The 19,528-nt window shown below is 68.2% G+C and carries 18 protein-coding genes; 11 read left to right on the forward strand and 7 right to left on the reverse strand.

From position 1 onward, the window contains the following. Positions 1 to 67: 67 nt before the first annotated feature. Both rpoD and dtd read right to left on the reverse strand, forming a co-directional pair. The gene (gene rpoD, locus MG068_RS18500; protein ID WP_014038623.1) at positions 68 to 1,921 is read right to left on the reverse strand and encodes an RNA polymerase sigma factor RpoD; all 1,854 of its coding nucleotides are present in this window, start codon (positions 1,919 to 1,921) and stop codon (positions 68 to 70) included. A 90-nt stretch (positions 1,922 to 2,011) separates the two neighbouring features. Next, positions 2,012 to 2,452 carry a D-aminoacyl-tRNA deacylase gene (gene dtd, locus MG068_RS18505; protein WP_049401012.1) on the reverse strand — a complete coding sequence of 147 codons (441 nt, stop codon included), beginning with the start codon at positions 2,450 to 2,452 and terminating at the stop codon, positions 2,012 to 2,014. 60 nt (positions 2,453 to 2,512) lie between these two features. On the opposite strand from dtd, the gene MG068_RS18510 reads away from it, so the two are divergent. From MG068_RS18510 to MG068_RS18525, 4 genes are all read left to right on the forward strand, one after another. Then, on the forward strand, positions 2,513 to 3,433 hold the full coding sequence (locus MG068_RS18510) for a lauroyl acyltransferase (protein ID WP_049461974.1): 921 nt from the start codon (positions 2,513 to 2,515) through the stop codon (positions 3,431 to 3,433). Between the two features lie 87 nt (positions 3,434 to 3,520). Beyond that, positions 3,521 to 4,657 (forward strand): GTP cyclohydrolase II RibA, encoded by a 1,137-nt coding sequence (gene ribA, locus MG068_RS18515; RefSeq protein ID WP_049401010.1) that lies wholly within the window; start codon positions 3,521 to 3,523, stop codon positions 4,655 to 4,657. 75 nt (positions 4,658 to 4,732) lie between these two features. Continuing rightward, positions 4,733 to 5,233, forward strand: a complete 501-nt coding sequence (locus MG068_RS18520; protein ID WP_049401009.1) for a PH domain-containing protein — start codon at positions 4,733 to 4,735, stop codon at positions 5,231 to 5,233. Then, positions 5,230 to 6,774: a PH domain-containing protein gene (locus tag MG068_RS18525; RefSeq protein WP_132810842.1), complete on the forward strand. Its 1,545-nt coding sequence runs from the start codon at positions 5,230 to 5,232 to the stop codon at positions 6,772 to 6,774. The genes MG068_RS18520 and MG068_RS18525 overlap by 4 nt, the downstream gene beginning before the upstream one ends. A 97-nt stretch (positions 6,775 to 6,871) precedes the next feature. Here MG068_RS18525 and MG068_RS18530 read toward each other — a convergent pair whose 3' ends face one another. After that, the gene (locus tag MG068_RS18530; RefSeq protein ID WP_049401007.1) at positions 6,872 to 7,930 is read right to left on the reverse strand and encodes a CDP-glycerol glycerophosphotransferase family protein; all 1,059 of its coding nucleotides are present in this window, start codon (positions 7,928 to 7,930) and stop codon (positions 6,872 to 6,874) included. Here MG068_RS18530 and MG068_RS18535 point away from each other — a divergent pair. Further along, entirely contained in the window at positions 7,929 to 8,747 is an 819-nt protein-coding gene (locus tag MG068_RS18535) for a glycosyltransferase family 2 protein (protein ID WP_049401006.1), read from the forward strand. The two genes, MG068_RS18530 and MG068_RS18535, sit on opposite strands and share 2 nt — an antisense overlap. A 43-nt stretch (positions 8,748 to 8,790) precedes the next feature. After that, positions 8,791 to 9,912 carry a glycosyltransferase family 4 protein gene (locus MG068_RS18540; RefSeq protein ID WP_125892196.1) on the forward strand — a complete coding sequence of 374 codons (1,122 nt, stop codon included), beginning with the start codon at positions 8,791 to 8,793 and terminating at the stop codon, positions 9,910 to 9,912. Between the two features lie 18 nt (positions 9,913 to 9,930). Here the strand turns inward: MG068_RS18540 and MG068_RS18545 are convergent, their stop codons facing one another. From MG068_RS18545 to def, 4 genes are all read right to left on the reverse strand, one after another. Further along, positions 9,931 to 11,652 (reverse strand): ArnT family glycosyltransferase, encoded by a 1,722-nt coding sequence (locus tag MG068_RS18545; RefSeq protein WP_132810843.1) that lies wholly within the window; start codon positions 11,650 to 11,652, stop codon positions 9,931 to 9,933. Between the two features lie 23 nt (positions 11,653 to 11,675). After that, a complete protein-coding gene (gene rsmB / locus MG068_RS18550) occupies positions 11,676 to 13,007 on the reverse strand; it encodes a 16S rRNA (cytosine(967)-C(5))-methyltransferase RsmB (protein ID WP_132810844.1) in 1,332 nt (443 codons plus the stop codon). 3 nt (positions 13,008 to 13,010) lie between these two features. Then, complete coding sequence (gene fmt / locus MG068_RS18555; RefSeq protein ID WP_032128555.1) at positions 13,011 to 13,934, reverse strand: methionyl-tRNA formyltransferase; 924 nt, start codon at positions 13,932 to 13,934, stop codon at positions 13,011 to 13,013. A 120-nt stretch (positions 13,935 to 14,054) separates the two neighbouring features. Then, the gene (gene def, locus MG068_RS18560) at positions 14,055 to 14,567 is read right to left on the reverse strand and encodes a peptide deformylase (protein WP_008267110.1); all 513 of its coding nucleotides are present in this window, start codon (positions 14,565 to 14,567) and stop codon (positions 14,055 to 14,057) included. A gap of 126 nt (positions 14,568 to 14,693) precedes the next feature. On the opposite strand from def, the gene MG068_RS18565 reads away from it, so the two are divergent. The 5 genes from MG068_RS18565 to MG068_RS18585 all read left to right on the forward strand — a co-directional run bounded on the left by MG068_RS18565 (position 14,694) and on the right by MG068_RS18585 (position 19,382). Next, positions 14,694 to 15,827, forward strand: coding sequence for a LysM peptidoglycan-binding domain-containing protein (locus tag MG068_RS18565; RefSeq protein WP_032128553.1), 1,134 nt, complete (start codon positions 14,694 to 14,696; stop codon positions 15,825 to 15,827). Between the two features lie 130 nt (positions 15,828 to 15,957). Continuing rightward, positions 15,958 to 17,085 carry a DNA-processing protein DprA gene (dprA, locus tag MG068_RS18570; protein ID WP_132810845.1) on the forward strand — a complete coding sequence of 376 codons (1,128 nt, stop codon included), beginning with the start codon at positions 15,958 to 15,960 and terminating at the stop codon, positions 17,083 to 17,085. 43 nt (positions 17,086 to 17,128) lie between these two features. Then, positions 17,129 to 17,602 (forward strand): DUF494 family protein, encoded by a 474-nt coding sequence (locus MG068_RS18575; protein ID WP_005411195.1) that lies wholly within the window; start codon positions 17,129 to 17,131, stop codon positions 17,600 to 17,602. 39 nt (positions 17,603 to 17,641) lie between these two features. Further along, the gene (locus tag MG068_RS18580) at positions 17,642 to 18,400 is read left to right on the forward strand and encodes a pilin (RefSeq protein WP_049423390.1); all 759 of its coding nucleotides are present in this window, start codon (positions 17,642 to 17,644) and stop codon (positions 18,398 to 18,400) included. A gap of 49 nt (positions 18,401 to 18,449) precedes the next feature. Continuing rightward, positions 18,450 to 19,382: an RDD family protein gene (locus MG068_RS18585; protein ID WP_132810846.1), complete on the forward strand. Its 933-nt coding sequence runs from the start codon at positions 18,450 to 18,452 to the stop codon at positions 19,380 to 19,382. The last annotated feature ends 146 nt before the right edge of the window (positions 19,383 to 19,528 follow it).

Consider the following 19,528-nt stretch of genomic DNA (forward strand, 5'->3'; position numbering starts at 1 on the left):
ATATGGTGGGCAAAGAAAAACCCCGCCGAAGCGGGGTTTCTCTCAACGCTTCAACAGCCGCTGGAAATCAATCGATATCCAGGAAGCTGCGCAGCTGCTCCGAGCGGCTCGGGTGACGCAGCTTGCGCAGGGCCTTCGCTTCGATCTGGCGGATGCGCTCGCGGGTCACGTCGAACTGCTTGCCGACTTCCTCGAGGGTGTGGTCGGTGTTCATGTCGATACCGAAGCGCATGCGCAGCACCTTGGCTTCCCTCGGGGTGAGGCCGGCCAGCACGTCGCGCACGGTTTCAGACAGATTGATGTTGGTGGTGTTCTCGATCGGGGACTCCACGTTGGTGTCCTCGATGAAGTCGCCCAGATGGGAATCCTCGTCGTCGCCGATCGGGGTTTCCATCGAGATCGGCTCCTTGGCGATCTTCATCACCTTGCGGATCTTGTCTTCCGGCATGTCCATTTCCTTGGCCAGCTCCTCCGGCGTAGCCTCGCGGCCGTACTGCTGGAGCATCTGGCGGGAAATGCGGTTCAACTTGTTGATCGTCTCGATCATGTGCACCGGAATACGGATGGTGCGCGCCTGGTCGGCGATCGAGCGGGTGATCGCCTGGCGGATCCACCAGGTGGCGTAGGTCGAGAACTTGTAACCGCGGCGGTACTCGAACTTGTCCACGGCCTTCATCAGGCCGATGTTGCCTTCCTGGATCAGGTCGAGGAACTGCAGGCCGCGATTGGTGTACTTCTTGGCGATCGAGATCACCAGGCGCAGGTTGGCCTCGACCATTTCCTTCTTGGCCTTGCGCGCCTTGGCTTCACCGTAGGCCATGGCACGGCTGATTTCCTTCAGCTCTTCCAGGTCCAGCTGGGTCAGCTTCTCGATGTCGATCGTCGCCTGCTGTTCCGCGATGATCTGGTCCTTCACTTCACGCAGGGCCGACGACCACTTCTGCTTGCGCTTCAGTGCGTCTTCCACCCACTCCAGGTTGGTCTGGTTGCCTTCCCAGGAACGGATGAAGTCCTTGCGCGGCATGCGGGCGGTGACGGTCGCCAGATTCAGCACACGGCGCTCATGGGCCTTGATCGACGCCATGGTGTCGCGCAGCTGCTTGGTCAGCACATCGGTCAGCGGCAGCGGCAGCTTCAGGGTGACGAACACCGCCGACATCTCTTCGCGCAGGCGCGGCAGGTTCTTCTTGTCGCCCTTGGTCGCCGCCTTCTTGAAGGCGTTGAAGGCATCGCTCAGCGCCTGCATGCGCGCAGCGACTTCCTCCGGATCCGGACCGGTCGGTGCGGCTTCTTCCTCGCCACCCTCGACATCATCGTCCTCGTCCTCGTCGCCTTCGGCGTCGGCATCGCTGCTGTCATCGGCAGCAGCCGCCGGCGGCGCCGGCTCTTCGTCGGCCAGGTCGTTGAAGCCAACGATCACTTCGGCCAGGCGCTTCTTGCCTTCCTTGTGGGCTTCGTAGTCGGTCAGCAGCGACTCGACCGAAACCGGGAACTGGCCCAGGGCGGCCTGGACCTGCGAAAGGCCTTCCTCGATGCGCTTGGCGATGGCGATTTCGCCTTCGCGGGTCAGCAGCTCGACGGTGCCCATTTCGCGCATGTACATGCGCACCGGGTCGGTGGTACGGCCACCTTCGGTGTCGAGCGCGCTCAGCGCGGCGGCAGCTTCTTCGGCCGCGGTGTCATCGACTTCGCGGTTACCGGTGTTGCCATCGTTGAGAAGCAGGGTTTCCACATCCGGCGCAACTTCATGGACATCGATGCCCATGCCGTTGATCATGCCGATGATGTCTTCGATCTGTTCCGGGTCGACCATGTCGTCCGGCAGATGGTCATTGACTTCGGCGTAGGTCAGGTAGCCCTGTTCCAGGCCCTTGCTGATCAGTTGCTTGATTTCGGATTGGGCAGGACGTTCGTTGGCCATGTAGTGCTCGCGCCACCGGCTAGGGAGAAATAGGGAACGTAGCATTATACCAGCCCGGGGCCCCGCCTGCCGGGCGGTGGTCCCGCAGGCTCAGGGCCTGAGAAGGAAGGTCACGGGACCGTCATTGACCAGGCTGACGACCATATGGGCACCAAATCGGCCCGTTTCCACCCCTGGCGCGTGATTTTCACGACAGATCTCGACAAATCGATTGAACCCGCGTTCAGCCTCGTCCGGCGGTGCGGCGCTGGTGAAGCTGGGCCGCATGCCCGAACGGGTATCGGCCGCCAGGGTGAACTGGCTGACCAGCAGCAGGCCGCCGCCGGTGTCGCGCAGCGACCGGTTCATCTTCCCGGCCTCGTCGGCGAACACCCGGTAGCCCAGCAGGCGCTCGGCCATGCGCCGCAGCTGGGCCTCGGTATCGCCCGGTTCCATGCCCACCAGCGCCAGCAGGCCCGGACCAATCTGGCCGACCGCTTCGTCATCGACGTGGACGGCAGCCTGGCTGACACGCTGGATAAGGACGAGCATCGTGGGCTCCAATGAACGGGGCCGGCCACGATAGCAGCGCCCTTGGCTAAACTGGCGCAGATGAATCCGCAACGCAAAGCCCGGCTGGTCTACCGCGCCACCACCCTGTTCGCCCGCCTGCCCTGGCCGCTGCTGCGGGGAATCGCCCGTGCCCTGTCCTGGACCTGGATCAGTCTCAACGCCCGTGAGAGCCGCGTCACCCGACGCAACCTGGAGCTGGCCTACCCGGACCTGGACCGCGCCACGCGCGACCGCCTGCACCGGGAGCTGCTGCGCTCCACCGCCCTGCAGGCCATCGAGACCCTGCGCCTGTGGAGCCAGGCGCCGGCCGACAACCTGCGCCTGCACCTGAAGCAGCGCCACGGCGAGGCCCTGTACGACGCGGCCCTGGCCAGCGGCAAGGGCGTGATCGTGGCCGCACCGCACTTCGGCAACTGGGAGCTGCTGAACCAGTGGCTGGCCTCGCGCGGGCAGATCGCCATCGTCTACAAGCCACCGGAGGACGAGGCCAGCGATGCCTTCCTGCAGCTGGTGCGGGGCGGCCAGAACGTACAGCAGGTGCGCGCCGAAGGCCCGGCCGTGCGCCAGCTGTTCAAGGTGCTCAAGGACGGCGGTGCCACCGGCATCCTGCCCGACCAGCAGCCCAAGGCCGGCGATGGCGTGTTCGTGCCGTTCTTCGGCGTGCAGGCGCTGACCATGACCCTGGTCAACCGGCTGGCCGAGCGCACCGGCGCCACCGTGCTGTATGGCTGGTGCGAGCGCATCGGCCCGGACATGGAATTCGCCCTGCACATCGAACCGACCGACGCCGCCGTGGCCGACCCCGACCCGCAGGTGGCCGCCACCGCGCTCAATGCCGGCATCGAGCGCATTGCCCGCCGCGATCCGGCGCAGTACCAGTGGACCTACAAGCGCTATACGCTGCGGCCACCGGGCAGCGGCGAAGAAGACCCGTACGCGACCGAAGAGCATCCGCACTGACGGCCGCCGCACCCAGGCCCATCCGGCCCCTGCGACCGGCGGCCGCACCACGTTGAATACGACGCCGGCGCCCCCATAGAGACTGCGATGTCCGACTCCCCCGGTCCTGCCATGTCTGCTGCTTCTTCCCTGTTCGGCGATCCGGCCGCGATCCGCTGCGAGCGCGCGGTGGCCGAACTGCGTGCCGGTCGCCCGGTGCTTCTCCACGATGGCCAGGGCCAGCGCCTGGCGGTGATCGCGCTGGACAGCGCCACGGCCAGCAGCTTCGCTGCCTTCGCCAATGCCGCCCGCGAGCGGCACTACCTGTTCCTGACCGCCACCCGCGCCCGCGTGCTTGGCGTGGAGGCCCCGCAGGGTGCGCGCCTGCCGCTGGCCGGTGTTGCCTTCGATGCCCTGCCCTCGCTGGGCTACCTGCGTGAACCGGGCCCGATGCCGGACGGCTGGAGCGCCGGTGACGCCTTCGATGCAGGCGCGGTGGAACTGGCCCGCCTCGGCCTGTTGCTGCCGGCGATGGTGGCGGTGCGCCTGGACGCCGAAGACCGCACCTTCGATGGCGCGGCCGAGGTTGCGCTGTGCGACCTGGCCGAGGGCGCAGCACATGCCGCGCATGACTACGAACTGGTGGCGCGTTCGCCGGTACCGCTGCGCGATGTCGGCATGACCACGTTCGCGGTGTTCCGTGGTGGCGTCGCCCAGCGTGACCAGGTCGCGATCATCGTCGGCGAACCGGATCTGTCGGCGGTGGTACCGGTACGCGTGCACTCCTCGTGCCTGACCGGCGACCTGTTCGGTTCGCTCAAGTGCGACTGCGGCGACCAGCTGCGGCGCGGCCTGCGCAAGCTGAAGGAACTGGGCGGCGGCGTGCTGCTGTACCTGGACCAGGAAGGCCGCGGTACCGGCATCGCGGCCAAGATGCGTGCCTACGGCTACCAGCATGACGGCCTGGACACCATCGATGCCGATGCACAGCTCGGCTTCGGCGCCGACGAACGGCGCTACGGCAGCGCGGTGGCGATGCTGCGCGGCCTGGGCATTTCGCGCGTGGCCCTGCTCAGCAACAACCCGACCAAGGCGCAGCGCCTGCGCAACGCTGGCATCGAGGTGCTGGACTGCATTCCGGTCACCGGCGAGATCACCGCCGAGAACGAGCACTACCTGCGCACCAAGGCTGATCGTGCCGGCCACATGCTGGATGTGGACGCGCTGATCCAGGCTGCCCAGTAACGCAGCCGACCTGCTACCGTCTGCGCGGTGCGGCCACGGCCGCCACCGCCCGCCCTGCCACCTGACGGAGCCCGCGTGACCGACGTTCCCCTTACTGCTCCGACCACCGATGCCTGGCAGTCGCTGCCGCGCCGCGCCGCGCGGCTGGCCGCACTGGAAGGTGCCTTCGGCGGCCTGTTTGTGCCGGGCCTGCCGCTGGCCGCAGCCGCGTGGTTCTTCGACCTGCCCGGCGGCCTGTGGACGGCCGCCCTTGGGCTGCTGATCGGCATCGTCTTCGGCGCCTGGCTCGGCCGCCGGCGCCTGGTCCGCACCCGCTGGCGGCTGGATGCCCAAGGGCTGGGCCTGCGCCGCGACCTGATGTGGCAGCTGGAAACGCGCATCCCCATTTCGCGCGTGCAGCACCTGGACCTGCGCCGCGGCCCACTGGAACGCCGTGCCGGCCTGGCCACGCTGATCGTGCACACCGCCGGAACCCGCATGAGCGCAGTGACCGTCAGCGGCCTGGACGAGGCGGATGCCGAGCGCCTGCGCGATACCCTGTCCCACCAGCTCGACCAGGACGCCGACGCCCTGTGAGCCTGCCACCGCCTCTGCCTGCAGCACTGCCCGCCGGTGGCGAGGACCACCGCCTGCATCCGTGGTCGTGGTTGTTCGTACTGTTGATGCAGTTGCGCCATTACTTCCTGCCGCTGGTCGCACTGCTGGTGTTCGGCCAGCGCGGCGACCGCGACCCGATGTGGGCGCAGCTGATTCCGCTGACGGCAATTGCCGCACTGGTACTGGTGTCGGTGCTGCAGTACCTCAGCTACCGCTACCGTATCGGCAGTGATGCGATCACCGTGCGCAGCGGTCTGCTCGCGCGCAACCGGCGCGAGATTCCGTTCGCGCGCATCCACAACGTGGAGGTGCGGCAGAACCCGCTGCACCGTCTGTTTGGTGTGGCCGAGCTGCGCCTGGAATCAGCCGGTGGCGTGCGCCCGGAAGCGGAGATGCGGGTGCTGAAGCTGGACCAGGCGCTGGCGCTGGAACGGCTGGTCCGCCAGCGCGGGCAGGCGCCGCAGGCCGCCGGCATCACCGAGCCCGACCCGGTTGCCAGCACCGCGACTGAGAACGAGCAGGTACTGCTGCGCCTGTCGAGTTGGGACGTGGTACGCATGGGCCTGCTCTCCAACCGCGGCTGGGCGCTGGCGATCGCCGCGTTCGGCGTGCTGTTCCAGACCGTGCCACGGCCGGTGATGGACGATGCCCTCCAGCGCGGTGGACGCGAAGCCTTTGGCTACGCCAGCCATCTGCACCCCGGCGTGACCGGCGCGTTTCTGCTGCTGGCTGCCGCGCTGCTGCTGGGCTGGCTTGCGCTGCGCGTGCTGTCGGTGGTGCTGACGCTGCTGCGCTACCACGGCTTCACCCTCAGCGAGCAGGACCGACGCCTGACCGTATCGGCCGGTCTGCTCAGCCGCACCCGCAGCAGCGTGGCGCGCCGGCGCATCCAGGCCTGGACGCTGCGCGAAGGTACTTTGCAGCGCTGGTTCGGGCTGCGTCAGCTGCGCATCGACAGTGCCGCCGGTGGCCCCGCGCGCGATGAGGACCGCGCCCTGCGCGAACTCGCGCCGCTGGCGTCCAGTACACATTGTGAGCAGCTGGTGCAGCACCTGCTGCCGCAGCTGCAGTGGCCTCCGCTGCAATGGCAGTCCATTCCGCAGCGCGGCTGGTGGCGGCTGTGCCTGGGCGCACTGGTGCTGGTGCCGCTGCTGGCTGCGGCCGCGTACTGGCGCTGGGGCCCATGGGGCCTGCTGGTGCTGGCGTGGCTACCGGTGGCGCTGCTGGTCGCGCACCGGCAGATGGCACGCATGGGCTGGTACCTGGACGAACACTATGTGGCGGTGCGCGGCGGCTGGTGGAAGCGCTGGTGGCGCTGGGCCGAGCTGGACAAGGTGCAGGGCCTGCGCCTGCAACGCTCGCCGCTGGACAAACTGCTGGGCACCAGCAGCCTGCAGCTGGATACCGCCGGCGCGCATGGTGATGTGGCGCTGACGCTGCATCATCTGCCGCAGGCACAGGCCCAACAGGTGATGGATCAACTGGCCGCGGCGCTGGCGCGGCGCAAGCTGCGCTGGTAAGCACTACAGGTCGTGCCGATCGCCGGCCGGCAACTGCCGCCATTCCCGAGGTTGCCGGCCAGCGGCCGGCACTACCGCGAGCGGGGTCAGCGAGGCATCAGCGCTGCGACGGGCCCCAATACCCCAGGTCCTTGCGGATCTGCAGATCGCGCACCCAGCTGCCGAATGGCTTGCGCCGCAACGCACCCATTTCACCGGACAGGAAATCCTCGGTGGCCGCGATCACCCGTTCACTGGAGCGGCCATCGCGGTAAGGGTGGATGGCATCGGCGTAGCGCATGATTTCCGCCTGCAGCGCGGCGTCCGGGTGCAGCGCGCGCTGCAGCATCGCCTGCAGCTGCGCAGCATCATCGAAGTCGATCATGTGCGGCTTCGGCACGCGGTTGCGGAAGGTCACCACCGGCTTGTGCTGCACGATGAACTCCGAAACGATCGATGAGGTGTCCGACACCAGCACATCGGCGGCACGCTGCGCGGCCATCACCTGCTCCGGCTCGATGAAGCGGGCATTGGCACCGGCCAGCGCGCGGTAGCGTTCGAACAGTTCCGGTGGGCACTTCGGGTGCAGGGTCAGCAGCCAGTAGTGGTCACCGGCGGCGATATCAGCGGCGATCTGCGCATGCAGGTGCGGAGCCGCGCTGAGCCGCTCGGTGAAGGTGGAACCGAACAGGATCACCGGGCGGTCACCGGCCGGTGCGCGCAGCGCGGAACTCTCGCCTCCGTCATCGCGGAACAGCGGGTCCAGCTTCGGCCAGCCAGTCTCGGCCACGGCGAAGTGGCCCTGCAGGCTGGCGATCTCGCGGAACGGTGCGGTCGTGGCCGGCCCCTGCGTGCAGTACAGGTCGAACATGCCGCGCACCCGGAAGTGGCCGCGCGCACTGTCCCGCTTCTCCACGTTGAAGCCATGGAACAGCTGCACCTTGGCCCCCGAAAGGAAGGTCGGCACCCAGTTGGCCGCGCTGAACACCGCCCGCGGACGCATTGCCAGGGCCTGCTTCAGGCCCACGTTGGGCACCCCCGGCAGGCTGCTGCCGGCCGCGCCGTCCTCGAACCAGGCCGCCACCTCCTGCCCTGACGCGTGCAAGGCCTGCGCCAACGGGGCGAGAATAGGCAGCGCATAGCGCTCCGTCGCAAACAACAGGTACCCGGCCATCATGTCCTCCACGACCGCTCCCATCGAACGGCCTCGCATCTCGGCGTGCATTATCGCGTTCAACGAGGCCGGGCGCATCGGCGACTGCCTGGCCTCGCTGGCCTTCTGCGATGAGATCGTGGTGGTGGACTCGCAGTCCACCGATGCCACCGTAGCCATCGCCGAGTCCGCCGGTGCCCGCGTGCTGCAGCGCCGGTTCGAGGGCTTCCGCAGCCAGAAGGCGTTCTGCGTCGAGCAGGCCAGCCACGACTGGGTGCTGTGCCTGGACGCCGACGAGCGCATCAGCCCCGAACTGCGCACGGCCATCGAGCAGGCCCGCGACGGTGGCTTCGGCGGCCAGGCCGGCTACCGCTTCGCCCGCCTCTCGGAGTACTTCGGGAAGTTCCTGCGCCATGGCAATGCCTACCCGGACCGGGTGATGCGCCTGTTCGACCGCCGCCGCGGCGGCTGGCGCGGCAAGCGCGAGATCCACGAGGCGGCCAGTGTCGACGGCAGTGTGGGCACCCTGCGCGGCGACCTGATCCACTATCCGTACCGGTCATTGCAGCAGCAGCTGGCCAAGACCGAGAAGTACGCGCGGATGATGGCCGAGCACGAGTTCGCACGCGGCAAGCGGGCCACGCTGGGCAAGCTGGTGCTGGCGCCGGCCTGGCGGTTCTGGCGCGGCTTCCTGTTCCGTGGCGGCTTCCGCGACGGCTGGCATGGTCTGGTCTACGCCTACGTCCGCGCCAACTACGTGCGGCAGAAGACCATCATGCTGTGGATGCTGGGCAATGGACAGGCGGTGGCCGACCCGGCACCTTCCGCGGACCGGCCTTGACCACGCTGTGTCACACTGCGTGGGCGTTGCCTGAAGACCCCCCATGAAAATCCTGTACACCAACTTCCACTACGGCGACGGTGGCGGCCACACCACGTACATCGTCTCGCTGGCGCGTGCGCTGCACGGCCAGCACACGCTCCACGTCGCCGCGCCGGCCGACAGCCGCCTGCTGCGGACCATGGCCGATGAAGGCATTGCCCGCACACTGCCGATTGCGTTCGGCAGCGGCCTGCCAACGCTGCCCCGGCAGCTGGCCGAACAGCGCGCGCTGCGCAGGCTGGTCCACGATGAAGGCATCGACCTGATCCATGTCAACGGTGCACGCGACCACCGCTTCGTGATGCAGGGGCTGCTGGGCATGCGCCGCCCGCCGATCGTGCTGACCAAGCACAACAGCAAACCCACCAATACCTTTGGCAATGCGCTGCGCGCACGCTGGGCCACCGATCGGCTGATCGCGGTCTCGGCCGACACCAAGCGCCTGCTGGAACAGGGCCCGTACCGTCGCTGCCCGATCGACGTGGTCCGCAATGGCGTTGACCTGGAGCGCTACTCACCGCAGCCGGCCGGCACCGGCAGCGCGCTGCGCCAGCAGTGGACGCAGGATCCACAGGCGCTGGTGCTGGTCAGCAACGCCGGCACCGACGATTACAAGGGCTGGATCGACCTGGCCCGGGCCATCGCACGGCTGCCCGATGCGGTGCGTCCGCATGTGCACATGGCCGTGGCCGGCCACCTGCCCAGCGCGCAGCAGCGCGAACAGGTGCAGGCGCTGGGCGAGGTGGCCGCGCAGGTGCACTTCACCGGCCTGCTGGCCGATACCCGTGTCCTGATCGCGGCCGGCGATGCTGGCTTCGTACTGTCCCATGACGTCGAGACGATCTCCTTCGCCTGCCGCGAGATGATGGCCAGCGCCAAGCCGATGCTGGTCAGCGACTACGCGGGCCTGCCGGAGAACATCGAACAAGGCGTCGATGGCTGGGTGGTTGCCACACGCGACATCGACGCCATCGCCGCCCAGGTACAGGCGCTGTACGCACAGCGCGATGCGCTGCCGGAACAGGGCCGCGCAGCACGCCGCCATGCACAGCGGGAGTTCGGCCTGCAGACATTCGCCGACGCCACGCTGGCCAGCTATCACGCCGCCCTGGCCAGCACCTGAGCCACGCTCCCCGAACGCTCAATCGGTGATGCCGGGCCCCTGCAGGCGGCGCTCGTGCTCGAGTTCCGCCACTGACGGCCGGCAGTCGCCGGCGACCGCATCGGCAGGCACCAGCCACCAGCGGCGACGATTGGAAATGCCCGCCATCTCGGCCCGCGCACGATCGATGCAGGCCTGCATCGCATCCTCGTTCACCAGCAGCCAGCGTTGCTGCGGAACCAGCCGCTGCCAGCGCACGGCCGCCTGCAGCTGTTGATGCCAACGTGCTTCGAATCCAAAGGTGGCCGCCGGGCGATCGGCCATCAGCAGGTTCTGCTCTTTCCATGCCACCAGTCCCAGCTCGGCCTGCGGACCGATGCGTGCACTCACTTCACGCATCAGGCCACGGGCCGAGCTGGAGTCGTTCAACACCGGATAACCGACCAGGCTGTACAGCACCCAGACTCCTGCCAGGGTAGAGACCAGGGCAACGTGCCGACGCTGGCGCCCGCACACCCACAGGCTCAAGGCCGACCAGACCGCCATCGCCAGCGCCGCCCAGGCCAGCGCATCGGTGGCACCGGGAAGCAACCCGCGGCCATGGGTAAGGCGCACTTCGAAATCCGAATCACCCAGCAGCGCCAGCGCACCGACCAGCCCCAGCGCCAGTGCCAGCAACGCGGTGAATGCGCCCAGCACGCGCTGCACATCGCGCCGCCTCAGCAGCCCGGGCAGCAACGGCGCCAACGCCAGGCAGAACATCGGCAATGCCGGCAGGATGTAGACGTCGCGCTTGCCGTGCGGAAGCGAGAAGAACAGCACGACCAGCAGCCACCAGGCCAACGGCAGCAGGTAGCGCGCATCGCGCCGGCGCAGCCGCCGGAACCAGGCCGGAAGCGCCCAGGGCAGCAGCAGGAACGCAGGAACCCACATCGACGGCATGATCGCCAGGAAGTACCACCACGGCTGGTGATGGTCCCAGGACTGCGTATAGCGCCGCGCAGTCTGCCGGAACAGGATGTCGTCCATGTAGGCGCGGTACGGCTCCGAACCGGTGGCGAAGCCTGCCAGCAGCATCGGCGCCAGCCACAACGACACCGCCAGCAGGAAGGCCAACGGTGCCAGCCAGAAACGCAGGTCGCGCACGTGCAGGCGTACCCGCGGCCAGTGCAGCACGGATGCGACTGCCGCCGGCGCGATCATCATCAGCGCCAGCACGCCTACGCCCTTGGTGATCACACCAATGCCGGCAAAGAACCAGCCCAGCCACCACCAGCGCCAGGACGGACCCAGCAGCAGATGGCGCAGCAGGCCGTAGTTGGCCAGGGTGATGAACAGCACCACCAGCGGATCGATCTGCGCCTTCTTCGCCTGGAAGGTGAAGTGCAGCGCGAACAGCAGTGCCCAGCCCGCGTACAGCCCCACCTGCCGCGTCCACAGGCGGCGGCCGAGATCGACCACGCACCACAGCGTGCCCAGCGCGGCCAGCAGCGAGGGCAGCAGGAACGCCACCCGCCAGTGGCCGACCAGGCTGTACATCGCCGCCTGCAACCACATCAGCATCGGCGGCTTGTCCGAATAGAGCTCGGGGCCGCGATGCGGGAACAACCAGTAGCCACTGTCGACCATCTGCTTGGCCACCAGCGCGAAACGTGGCTCATCCGAGGGCCATGGATCACGGAGGCCCAGGCCGGCCCCCAGCACCAGCAGGGCCATCACCACCAACAACCACGTCTGGCGCGACGCGTGGGTTTTCAGCATGGGACTCGAAACGGCAGCGGGGGTCAGGCTGCTTTTAACAGACGCGCGTAGAAGAAACCGTCAGCATCGTTTTCACCCGGCAGCCGCTGGCGCGCCACCCCTTCGCAATCCACGCCGAATGCATCGCCCAGCGGCTGCGCCACGGCATCCGGATGCCACTTCAGGAATGCGCGCACCTGATCGATGTTCTCGGCGCGCAGGATCGAACAGGTGGCATACAACAGCACGCCGCCCGGGCGCAGCATCGACCAGCAGGCTTCCAGCAGGCGCGCCTGCACGCCGACCAGTGCATCGATGTCTTCGGCGCGACGGTGGAACATCACATCCGGCTGGCGGCGGATCACGCCGGTCGCCGAGCACGGCGCATCAAGCAGGATCGCGTCGAACGGCACGCCATCCCACCAGGCACCCGGATCACTGGCATCTGCCGCCAGGGTCTGCGCATGCTCGCCCACGCCGGTACGGGTGTAGGTATCGCGTGCACGGGCCAGGCGGCGCGCGTCGATATCCAGCGCCAGCAGGCGCAGGCTGGGGTCGCGCTCGAGCAGATGCGCCGACTTGCCGCCGGGTGCCGCACAAGCGTCCAGCACGCGGGCACCGGCCATCGGGGCCAGCGCATCGGCGGCACACTGCGCCGACAGGTCCTGCACCGAGATCGCGCCCTCGGCGAAGCCGGGCAGCTGATTCACGGCAGCCGGAGAGGCCAGGCGCAACGCGTCGGCACTGAGCGGACTGGCTTCTGCAGCAATGCCGGCTTCGGCCAGCGCGGCCAGTGCCTTGTCACGACCGCCCTGCTGGCGGTTGGCGCGCAGCCACAGGGGCGCCGGTTGCAGGCTGGCGCTGAAGATCGCGTCGGCCTGTGCCGGCCAATCGCGTTGCACCGCATCGGCCAGCCATTCCGGGAAGGCATCGCGCGCTGGCTGCTCCGGGAAACCTTCGCGCTGCGCGCGGCGCAGGATCGCATTGACCAGGCCCGCCTGGCGCTCACGGCCCAGTGCACGCGCGGCATCGACGGTGGCCGACAGCGCCGCGTGCGCCGGCAGCTCCAGCACGTCCAGCTGGGCGAACCCGACCATCAGCAGCGTGCGCAGATCGGCATCACGCGCCGACAGCGGCTTCTGCATCCACGACTGCAGCGCCGCGTCATAGGTGCTGCGGCGGCGCAGGACGGCGAAACACAGGGCTTCCAGCAGCGCGCGGTCGCGGCTGTCGGCCAGCTTCGGCAGCGCCCAGGCCAGTTCGGCCTTCAGCGAACGGCCACGGGTGAACACCTGTGCCAGCACACGTGCGGCCAGCATGCGCGTGGCCGCGCCCGGCGCCGCCTTGGCGACGGAGAAATCGTTCTGCTTCGACACCGCTTATGCCCCCACGCGCAGATCGCGGCGGGCGTTGAGGTAGTCGGCCGCAGTAATCGCCTTGCCACCTTCCCGCTGCAGCACACGCAGGCGCAGTGCGCCCTGGCCACAGGCGATGTCGATGCCATCGCGGCTGGCCGCCAGCACCGTGCCCGGCGCCTGGCCGTGGGCCTCATCCAGCGCCACCGCGCCATGGATGCGCACCCGCTCGCCAGCCAGCGTCGCCTCGGCGATCGGCCACGGATTGAAGGCGCGCACGGTGCGTGCCAGCGCCCCTGCATCCAGCGCCCAGTCCAGACGGGCCTCGGCCTTGTCCAGCTTGTGCGCGTAGGTCACGCCCTGCTCCGGCTGCGGCCGCGCGATCGGCTTGATGCCGGCCCGCAGCAGGCCCAGGCCGTCGGACAGCACCTGCGCGCCCAGTTCCGCCAGCTTGTCATGCAGCTGACCACCGGTATCGGTGGCCGCGATCGGCAGCTCCTGGTGCAGCAGCACCGGGCCGGTATCCAGGCCGGCCTCCATCTGCATCAGGCAGACGCCGGTCTTCGCATCGCCGGCCTGGATCGCGCGCTGGATCGGCGCGGCGCCGCGCCAGCGCGGCAGCAGCGAGGCGTGCACGTTCCAGCAGCCGTGGGTCGGAATGGCCAGCACCGCCTTCGGCAGGATCAGGCCATAGGCCACCACCACCATCAGGTCCGGCTGCAGGTCGCGCAGCTGCTGCTGGGCGGCTTCATCCTTCAGCGATTCGGGCTGGTAGACCGGAATGCCACGGGCCACGGCTTCAAGCTTGACCGGCGACGGCGCCAGGCCACGGCCACGGCCGGCCGGACGATCAGGCTGGGTGTAGACGGCCACGACCTCATGGTGGCGCGCAGCCGCGCGCAGCGACGACACCGCGAATTCCGGCGTACCGGCAAAGACAATCCTCATGGCTACCCCACTTGCAGGATGGATTCGTGCAGGAAAGAAAACGGCGCCGTCGGCCGGCGCCGTACAGCCCGCGCGCGTCGCGCAGGCACGGGCCACCCGAAGGGCGGCCCGGATTGGCGATCACGCCACGTGCTTGCGCTGCTTGGCCAGCTTCTTGCGCACCATCTCGCGCTTGAGCGGCGACAGATAGTCGATGAACAGCTTGCCGTCCAGGTGATCCATCTCGTGCTGGATGCAGGTGGCCAGCACTTCGCCGGCTTCCAGCTGCTGTTCCTGGCCGTTGCGGTCCAGGTACTTCACGGTGATGGTATCGGCGCGGGTCACGTCGGCGAAGATGCCCGGAACCGACAGGCAGCCCTCCTGATACACCCGGCCTCCGTCCTTGGCGACGATTTCCGGGTTGATGAACACATGCGGTTCATTCTTTTCTTCGCTGACGTCGATGACCATGAAGCGCTTGTGCACGTCCACCTGGGTGGCGGCCAGGCCAATGCCCGGGGCGTCGTACATGGTCAGGAACATGTTGTCGATCAGTTCCTGGAAGGCCGGCGTGGTGACTTCGGCGGCTTCGATCAACGCAGCCTTGGTACGCAGGCGCGGATCGGGGAACTCGAGAATGGGAAGAAGGGCCATGGCTGTTTCCGGATAGGGGGCCGGCACGCCGGCATACGTCGCAGATTCTAGCTCCAACGCTTGCCTTGCGCCCCGGTTTCTGGACTATAGTGCGCGGACCTGTTGGGGAATCAGGGCTTCACACCTATGTTGCTTCGTTTTCGTACGGTCGTCGCCGCGGCGATGCTGACCGTGGCTGCCTATGCTACCGCCGTGGAAGTGAATGGCGGGCACCCGGACACCTATGTGGTCCGAAAAGGGGATACGTTGTGGGATATCGCCGCACGTTTCCTGCAGAAGCCGTGGCTGTGGCCGGAGATCTGGCAGGCCAATCCGCAGATCGCCAATCCGCACCTGATCTATCCCGGTGACGTGCTCAGCCTGGCCTATCTGGACCGGGTGACCGTCGCTGCCAAGCCCGGCCCGCGCCAGGAAGCCCCGATCGATGCCATTCCGCTGGCCCAGGTCGAGCCGTTCCTGAAGCAGCTGAGCGTGGTCGACAGCATCGAGCAGCTACCCTACGTGGCCGGCCTGGAAGAAGAACGCCTGCGCGTCACCAGCGGCAGTGCGGTCTACGTGCGCCTGGCCGACGCCCAGCTGGGCCAGCGCTGGGCCGTGGTCCGCCCGACCGTGCGCTACGCCCAGCCCAAGCCGACCGAGGACCTGACCGCCAACGGCGACGTCACCCCCGGCAGCGGCAACCTGTGGCGGGCCTACAACGCCCCCAACCACCGCCGCGGCATACTCGGCTATGAGCTGGCCCAGGTCGCCACCGGCACCATCACACATGTCGCCGGCGGCAAGGTCGAGGCGTCCACCCTGGTGCTGGACAAGAACGAAGGCGGCCGCGAGGTGCGTGCCGGCGACCGCCTGGTCCCGGTCGAGGCCAAGCCGTACGACCTGCAGTTCGTCCCCCATGTCCCGGCCGCCGGTGTCGAGGGCGTCGATGTGCGCGTGCTGGCCGTCACCGACATGTTCACCGCCGCTGGCCCGCGCGATGTGATCGCGATTTCCGCAGGTCGCGCCCAGGGCGTGGACAACGGCACCGTGTTCTCGCTGTGGCGCCCGGGCCGCCACGTGGCGCACCGCATGAAGTACCCCACCTCGTCGCGCATGGACGATTCGCTCAGCACCGGCGCCGGCCGGGTCTCGCTGCCGGACGAATACGCCGCGCATGCCATGGTGTTCCGTACCTTCGACAACGTCAGCTACGCGCTGGTGATGCAGGGCGTGAAGCCGGTACGTGTGGGGTTCAACGCACTGCACCCGGACGCGAAGTAACCAGTCCCGGGTTGCCCGGCCACTGCAGGTAGTGCCGGCCGCTGGCCGGCAGGCACCTCCGGCAAAACCTGACAGCCACATGCGAAGGCGCCCTAGGGCGCCTTTGTTGTATGCGCTCGATAGTGGGGGGATGACCAACCAAGCTGACGAGGCGCTGCTGCGCCTGTTGATGGCAGGCGGCGCGCTGGCGCCACGGCGGGCCCTGCTGCAGGCCGCAGGCAGCGCGGAGATTGCGATCGCGCAGGGCGCCGCGAACTGGCGCGCGCACGGCTGCACGCCCGAGCAGTGCGCCGCGCTGGAATGCCCGGACACCCGGGCCTGGGCCGTGGCACGGCGCTGGCTGGAAGACGACAACCAGCACCTGCTGGCCTTCACCGATCCGGCATTCCCCCCGCCCCTGCTGGATGTCCCCAACCCACCCCTGGCGCTGTTCATCGCCGGCGACCCCAGCCTGGCCTGGCGCCCGTCGGTGGCGCTGGTCGGCAGCCGCTCGCCGACGCCGGGCGGACGCGCCCTGGCCGCCCGGTTTGCCGGCTGCTTCGTCGAAGCCGGGCTGGCGGTGACCAGCGGCCTGGCGGCAGGCATCGACGCGGCCGCCCACCAGGCCACGCTGGACGCCGGAGGCTGCACCGTGGCGGTGATCGGCACCGGCCCGGACCGGACCTACCCGGACAACCATGCCCGGCTGCAGGCCCGGATCGCCGCCGAAGGCGCGGTGCTCAGCGAGTACCTGCCGGGCACACCGGCACGCCCCGGTCACTTTCCAGCCCGCAACCGCCTGGTGGCCGGGCTGGCGCTGGCGACGGTGGTGGTCGAGGCCGCCCAGCGCTCCGGCGCATTGATCACCGCACGCCTGGCCGCCGAGGCCGGCCGCGAGGTCTGTGCCCTGCCCGGTTCGGTACTCAACCCACGCGCCGCGGGCTGCCACCGGTTGATCCGCGAGGGTGCCGCACTGGTCGAGCGCCCGGAGGAGGTCCTTGAACTGCTGGCGCCCGCCCTTCGCCAGCAGCTGCCGGGCTTGCAATCACGGCTCGCCACCCCCACTGAACAGGCACCGCCGGTACTCCTGCCGGCGCGCTGGGCCGACGACCCTGACTACCAGTGCTTGTGGCGGGCCCTGGACCACAACCCAAGCGGTATGGATTCACTGATCACGCGCTGTGGATTGACGGCGCCCCAGGTGTCCTCCATGCTGCTGGCCATGGAACTGGCGGGAATCGTGGTGTGCGTACACGGCCGCTACTGTCGAACTCCCTAGTTTCTTCACCTCCACAGCGTCGCGCGACGCAGGCCGAGGGGCAATGAAAGAGAGCATCCTGGACGTACTGCTGTACCTGTTTGAACACTATTTCAGCGAAGATGCGGACCTGATCCGTGACCGCGATTCGCTCCAGAACGGCCTGATCCAGGCCGGTTTCAGCCCAACCGAGATCAACAAGGCATTCGACTGGCTCGATGCCCTGGCCGCGCAGCGGCCGAGCGTGGCCCAGGCACGGGTCGATGGCCCCGTGCGCGTCTACCACGGCCCCGAGCTGGACAAGCTGGACGTGGAATGCCGTGGTTTCCTGCTGTACCTGGAACAGCACGGCATCCTCGACGCCGACCAGCGCGAGCTGGTGCTGGACCGGGCCATGGCCCTGGACCAGGACGAACTGGACCTGGACGACCTGAAGTGGGTCGTGCTGATGGTGCTGTTCAACCAGCCCGGCTCCGAGGCGGCGTACGCCTGGATGGAGACGCAGATGTTCATGGACGAGCCAGAACCCCTGCACTGACCGTACACTTGGGGGCATAGCGCATTCAGGAGCGTCCCCGTGAGCGAGTGGTTCCATGCAGAAGGCAACCGGCAGCAGGGTCCGCTGCCGGCGGAACAGTTGGTCGAGTTGTTCCGCAACAACCAGATCTCCCTGGACACCCTGGTCTGGCGCGACGGCCTGCCGCAATGGCAGCCGTTGCGCACCGTGGTCGACGAACTCGGCCTGATCGTGCCGGCGCTGGACGCTGCCGCACCGCCGGTGGAACCCGAGCCCGATCCGGAACCGGTGGCACCGCCTCCGCCGCAGCCGCCGGTGCTGCCGCCGTCCACGCCCTACACCACCAGTGCATCGGCCACCGCCCTGCCGGCGCCGAAGAAGAAGCTGTCCGGCTGCGCCCTGACCGCCATCATCGGCGGCGGCCTGCTGCTGGTGCTGGTCCCGATCGTGGCCATCCTGGCTGCCATCGCGCTGCCCGCCTACAACGACTACACCGTGCGCGCCAAGGTCGCCGGCGCAGTGACCGCGCTGCAGCCGTTGAAGGACCAGGTGCAGCATTTCGCCGATGACGAAGGCCGTTGCCCCGGTGCCAACGACGCCGGCTTCCCGGCCCCGGGTGACTTCGCCCATGCAGGGCTGTCGGCGGTGAACATCGGTCGCTTCAACAATGGCCACTGCGGCATCGAAGCCACCCTGGCGTTGCCCGGCAAGAGCCTTGATGGCGACCTGCTGTGGCTGGAATACGATCGCGACAGCGGCCGCTGGGAATGCAGTGGCGAAAGCAACGACAAGTACCTGCCGCCGACGTGCCGCGGCTGAACCACGCGCACGCCAGCACCTCCAAGGATGATTCAACAGGGAACATGCAATGACTGAGTGGTACTACGCCGAAGGACAGCAACGCCAGGGCCCGCTGCCGGTCCAGGAGATCCGCCAGCGCTTCCAGCGCGGCCAGCTGAACCTGGACACCCTGGTCTGGCGCGAAGGCATGGCGCAGTGGGCTGCGCTGCGCCAGGTGGTCGACGAACTGGGACTGCAGACACTGGCCGACGCCAGCACGGCCACCGGCAGTGGCGGCTTCGACCTGCGTGGCGACTATGCCGCCATCGACAACGGTACGGCGCCACTGCCGGGCACCGGCGCCCTCAGCAGTTCGCCCTACAGCGCCCCTGCGGCGCTCGGCGGCGGCGGCCATGCCCAGCCGGTGATGGGCGGCGAAGTGGTCTACGCGGGCTTCTGGAAGCGCGTGGCGGCCTACATGATCGACTACTTCGTGCTGGCCATCCCCGGCGGCATCATCGGCGCCATCCTCGGTGTGGTGCTTGGTGCCAGCATGGGTGCGGTGGGCAGCGGCGAATCGGCCATCGAAATCGTGGCCCAGCTGGCCAGTGCCCTGATCAACCTGGCCATCGGCATGGCGTACTACACCTGGTTCCATGCCTCGCAGGGCGGTGCCACGCTGGGCAAGATGGCGGTCGGCATCAAGGTCGTGCGCAGCAATGGCGAGCGCCTGACCAAGGCCCGCGCATTTGGTCGCTACTGGGCCGCGGTGCTCAGCACCTTCACCCTCGGCATCGGTTTCCTGATGGCCGCCTTCACCGAGCGCAAGCAGGGCCTGCACGACATGATCTGCGACACCCTGGTGGTCGACCGCTGGGCCTACACCGACCAGCCGCAGCTGCAGCGCCGGGAGCTGGGCACGGTGACCGTGCTGGTGCTCGTACTGACCGGCCTGCTGTCGCTGGTGGGCCTGGCGCTCATGGTGTTCGCGGTTGGCTTCATCGCCAAGATGGCCTCATGAACGGCCATCCTCACGCCTGGCTGCTTGACATGGGCTGGCCGGGCGTGATTCCTCTAATAAGGTGAAACCTGAACGCCCGGCACATTACCGGGCGTTCAGTTTATGGATTTGCCCGTGGCCGCTTCACTAATGCGGCCGTTTGCTCC

This window comes from Stenotrophomonas sp. ASS1, assembly GCF_004346925.1.
GTDB lineage: Bacteria > Pseudomonadota > Gammaproteobacteria > Xanthomonadales > Xanthomonadaceae > Stenotrophomonas > Stenotrophomonas maltophilia_A.

Coding starts and splice junctions, on each gene's coding strand:
- rpoD (WP_014038623.1), bottom strand. CDS start 1,921: ATGGCCAACGAACGTCCTGCCCAATCCGAAATCAAGCAACTGATCAGC.
- dtd (WP_049401012.1), bottom strand. CDS start 2,452: ATGCTCGTCCTTATCCAGCGTGTCAGCCAGGCTGCCGTCCACGTCGAT.
- MG068_RS18510 (WP_049461974.1), top strand. CDS start 2,513: ATGAATCCGCAACGCAAAGCCCGGCTGGTCTACCGCGCCACCACCCTG.
- ribA (WP_049401010.1), top strand. CDS start 3,521: ATGTCCGACTCCCCCGGTCCTGCCATGTCTGCTGCTTCTTCCCTGTTC.
- MG068_RS18535 (WP_049401006.1), top strand. CDS start 7,929: ATGTCCTCCACGACCGCTCCCATCGAACGGCCTCGCATCTCGGCGTGC.
- MG068_RS18530 (WP_049401007.1), bottom strand. CDS start 7,930: ATGATGGCCGGGTACCTGTTGTTTGCGACGGAGCGCTATGCGCTGCCT.
- MG068_RS18540 (WP_125892196.1), top strand. CDS start 8,791: ATGAAAATCCTGTACACCAACTTCCACTACGGCGACGGTGGCGGCCAC.
- MG068_RS18545 (WP_132810843.1), bottom strand. CDS start 11,652: ATGCTGAAAACCCACGCGTCGCGCCAGACGTGGTTGTTGGTGGTGATG.
- fmt (WP_032128555.1), bottom strand. CDS start 13,934: ATGAGGATTGTCTTTGCCGGTACGCCGGAATTCGCGGTGTCGTCGCTG.
- def (WP_008267110.1), bottom strand. CDS start 14,567: ATGGCCCTTCTTCCCATTCTCGAGTTCCCCGATCCGCGCCTGCGTACC.
- MG068_RS18565 (WP_032128553.1), top strand. CDS start 14,694: ATGTTGCTTCGTTTTCGTACGGTCGTCGCCGCGGCGATGCTGACCGTG.
- dprA (WP_132810845.1), top strand. CDS start 15,958: ATGACCAACCAAGCTGACGAGGCGCTGCTGCGCCTGTTGATGGCAGGC.
- MG068_RS18575 (WP_005411195.1), top strand. CDS start 17,129: ATGAAAGAGAGCATCCTGGACGTACTGCTGTACCTGTTTGAACACTAT.
- MG068_RS18585 (WP_132810846.1), top strand. CDS start 18,450: ATGACTGAGTGGTACTACGCCGAAGGACAGCAACGCCAGGGCCCGCTG.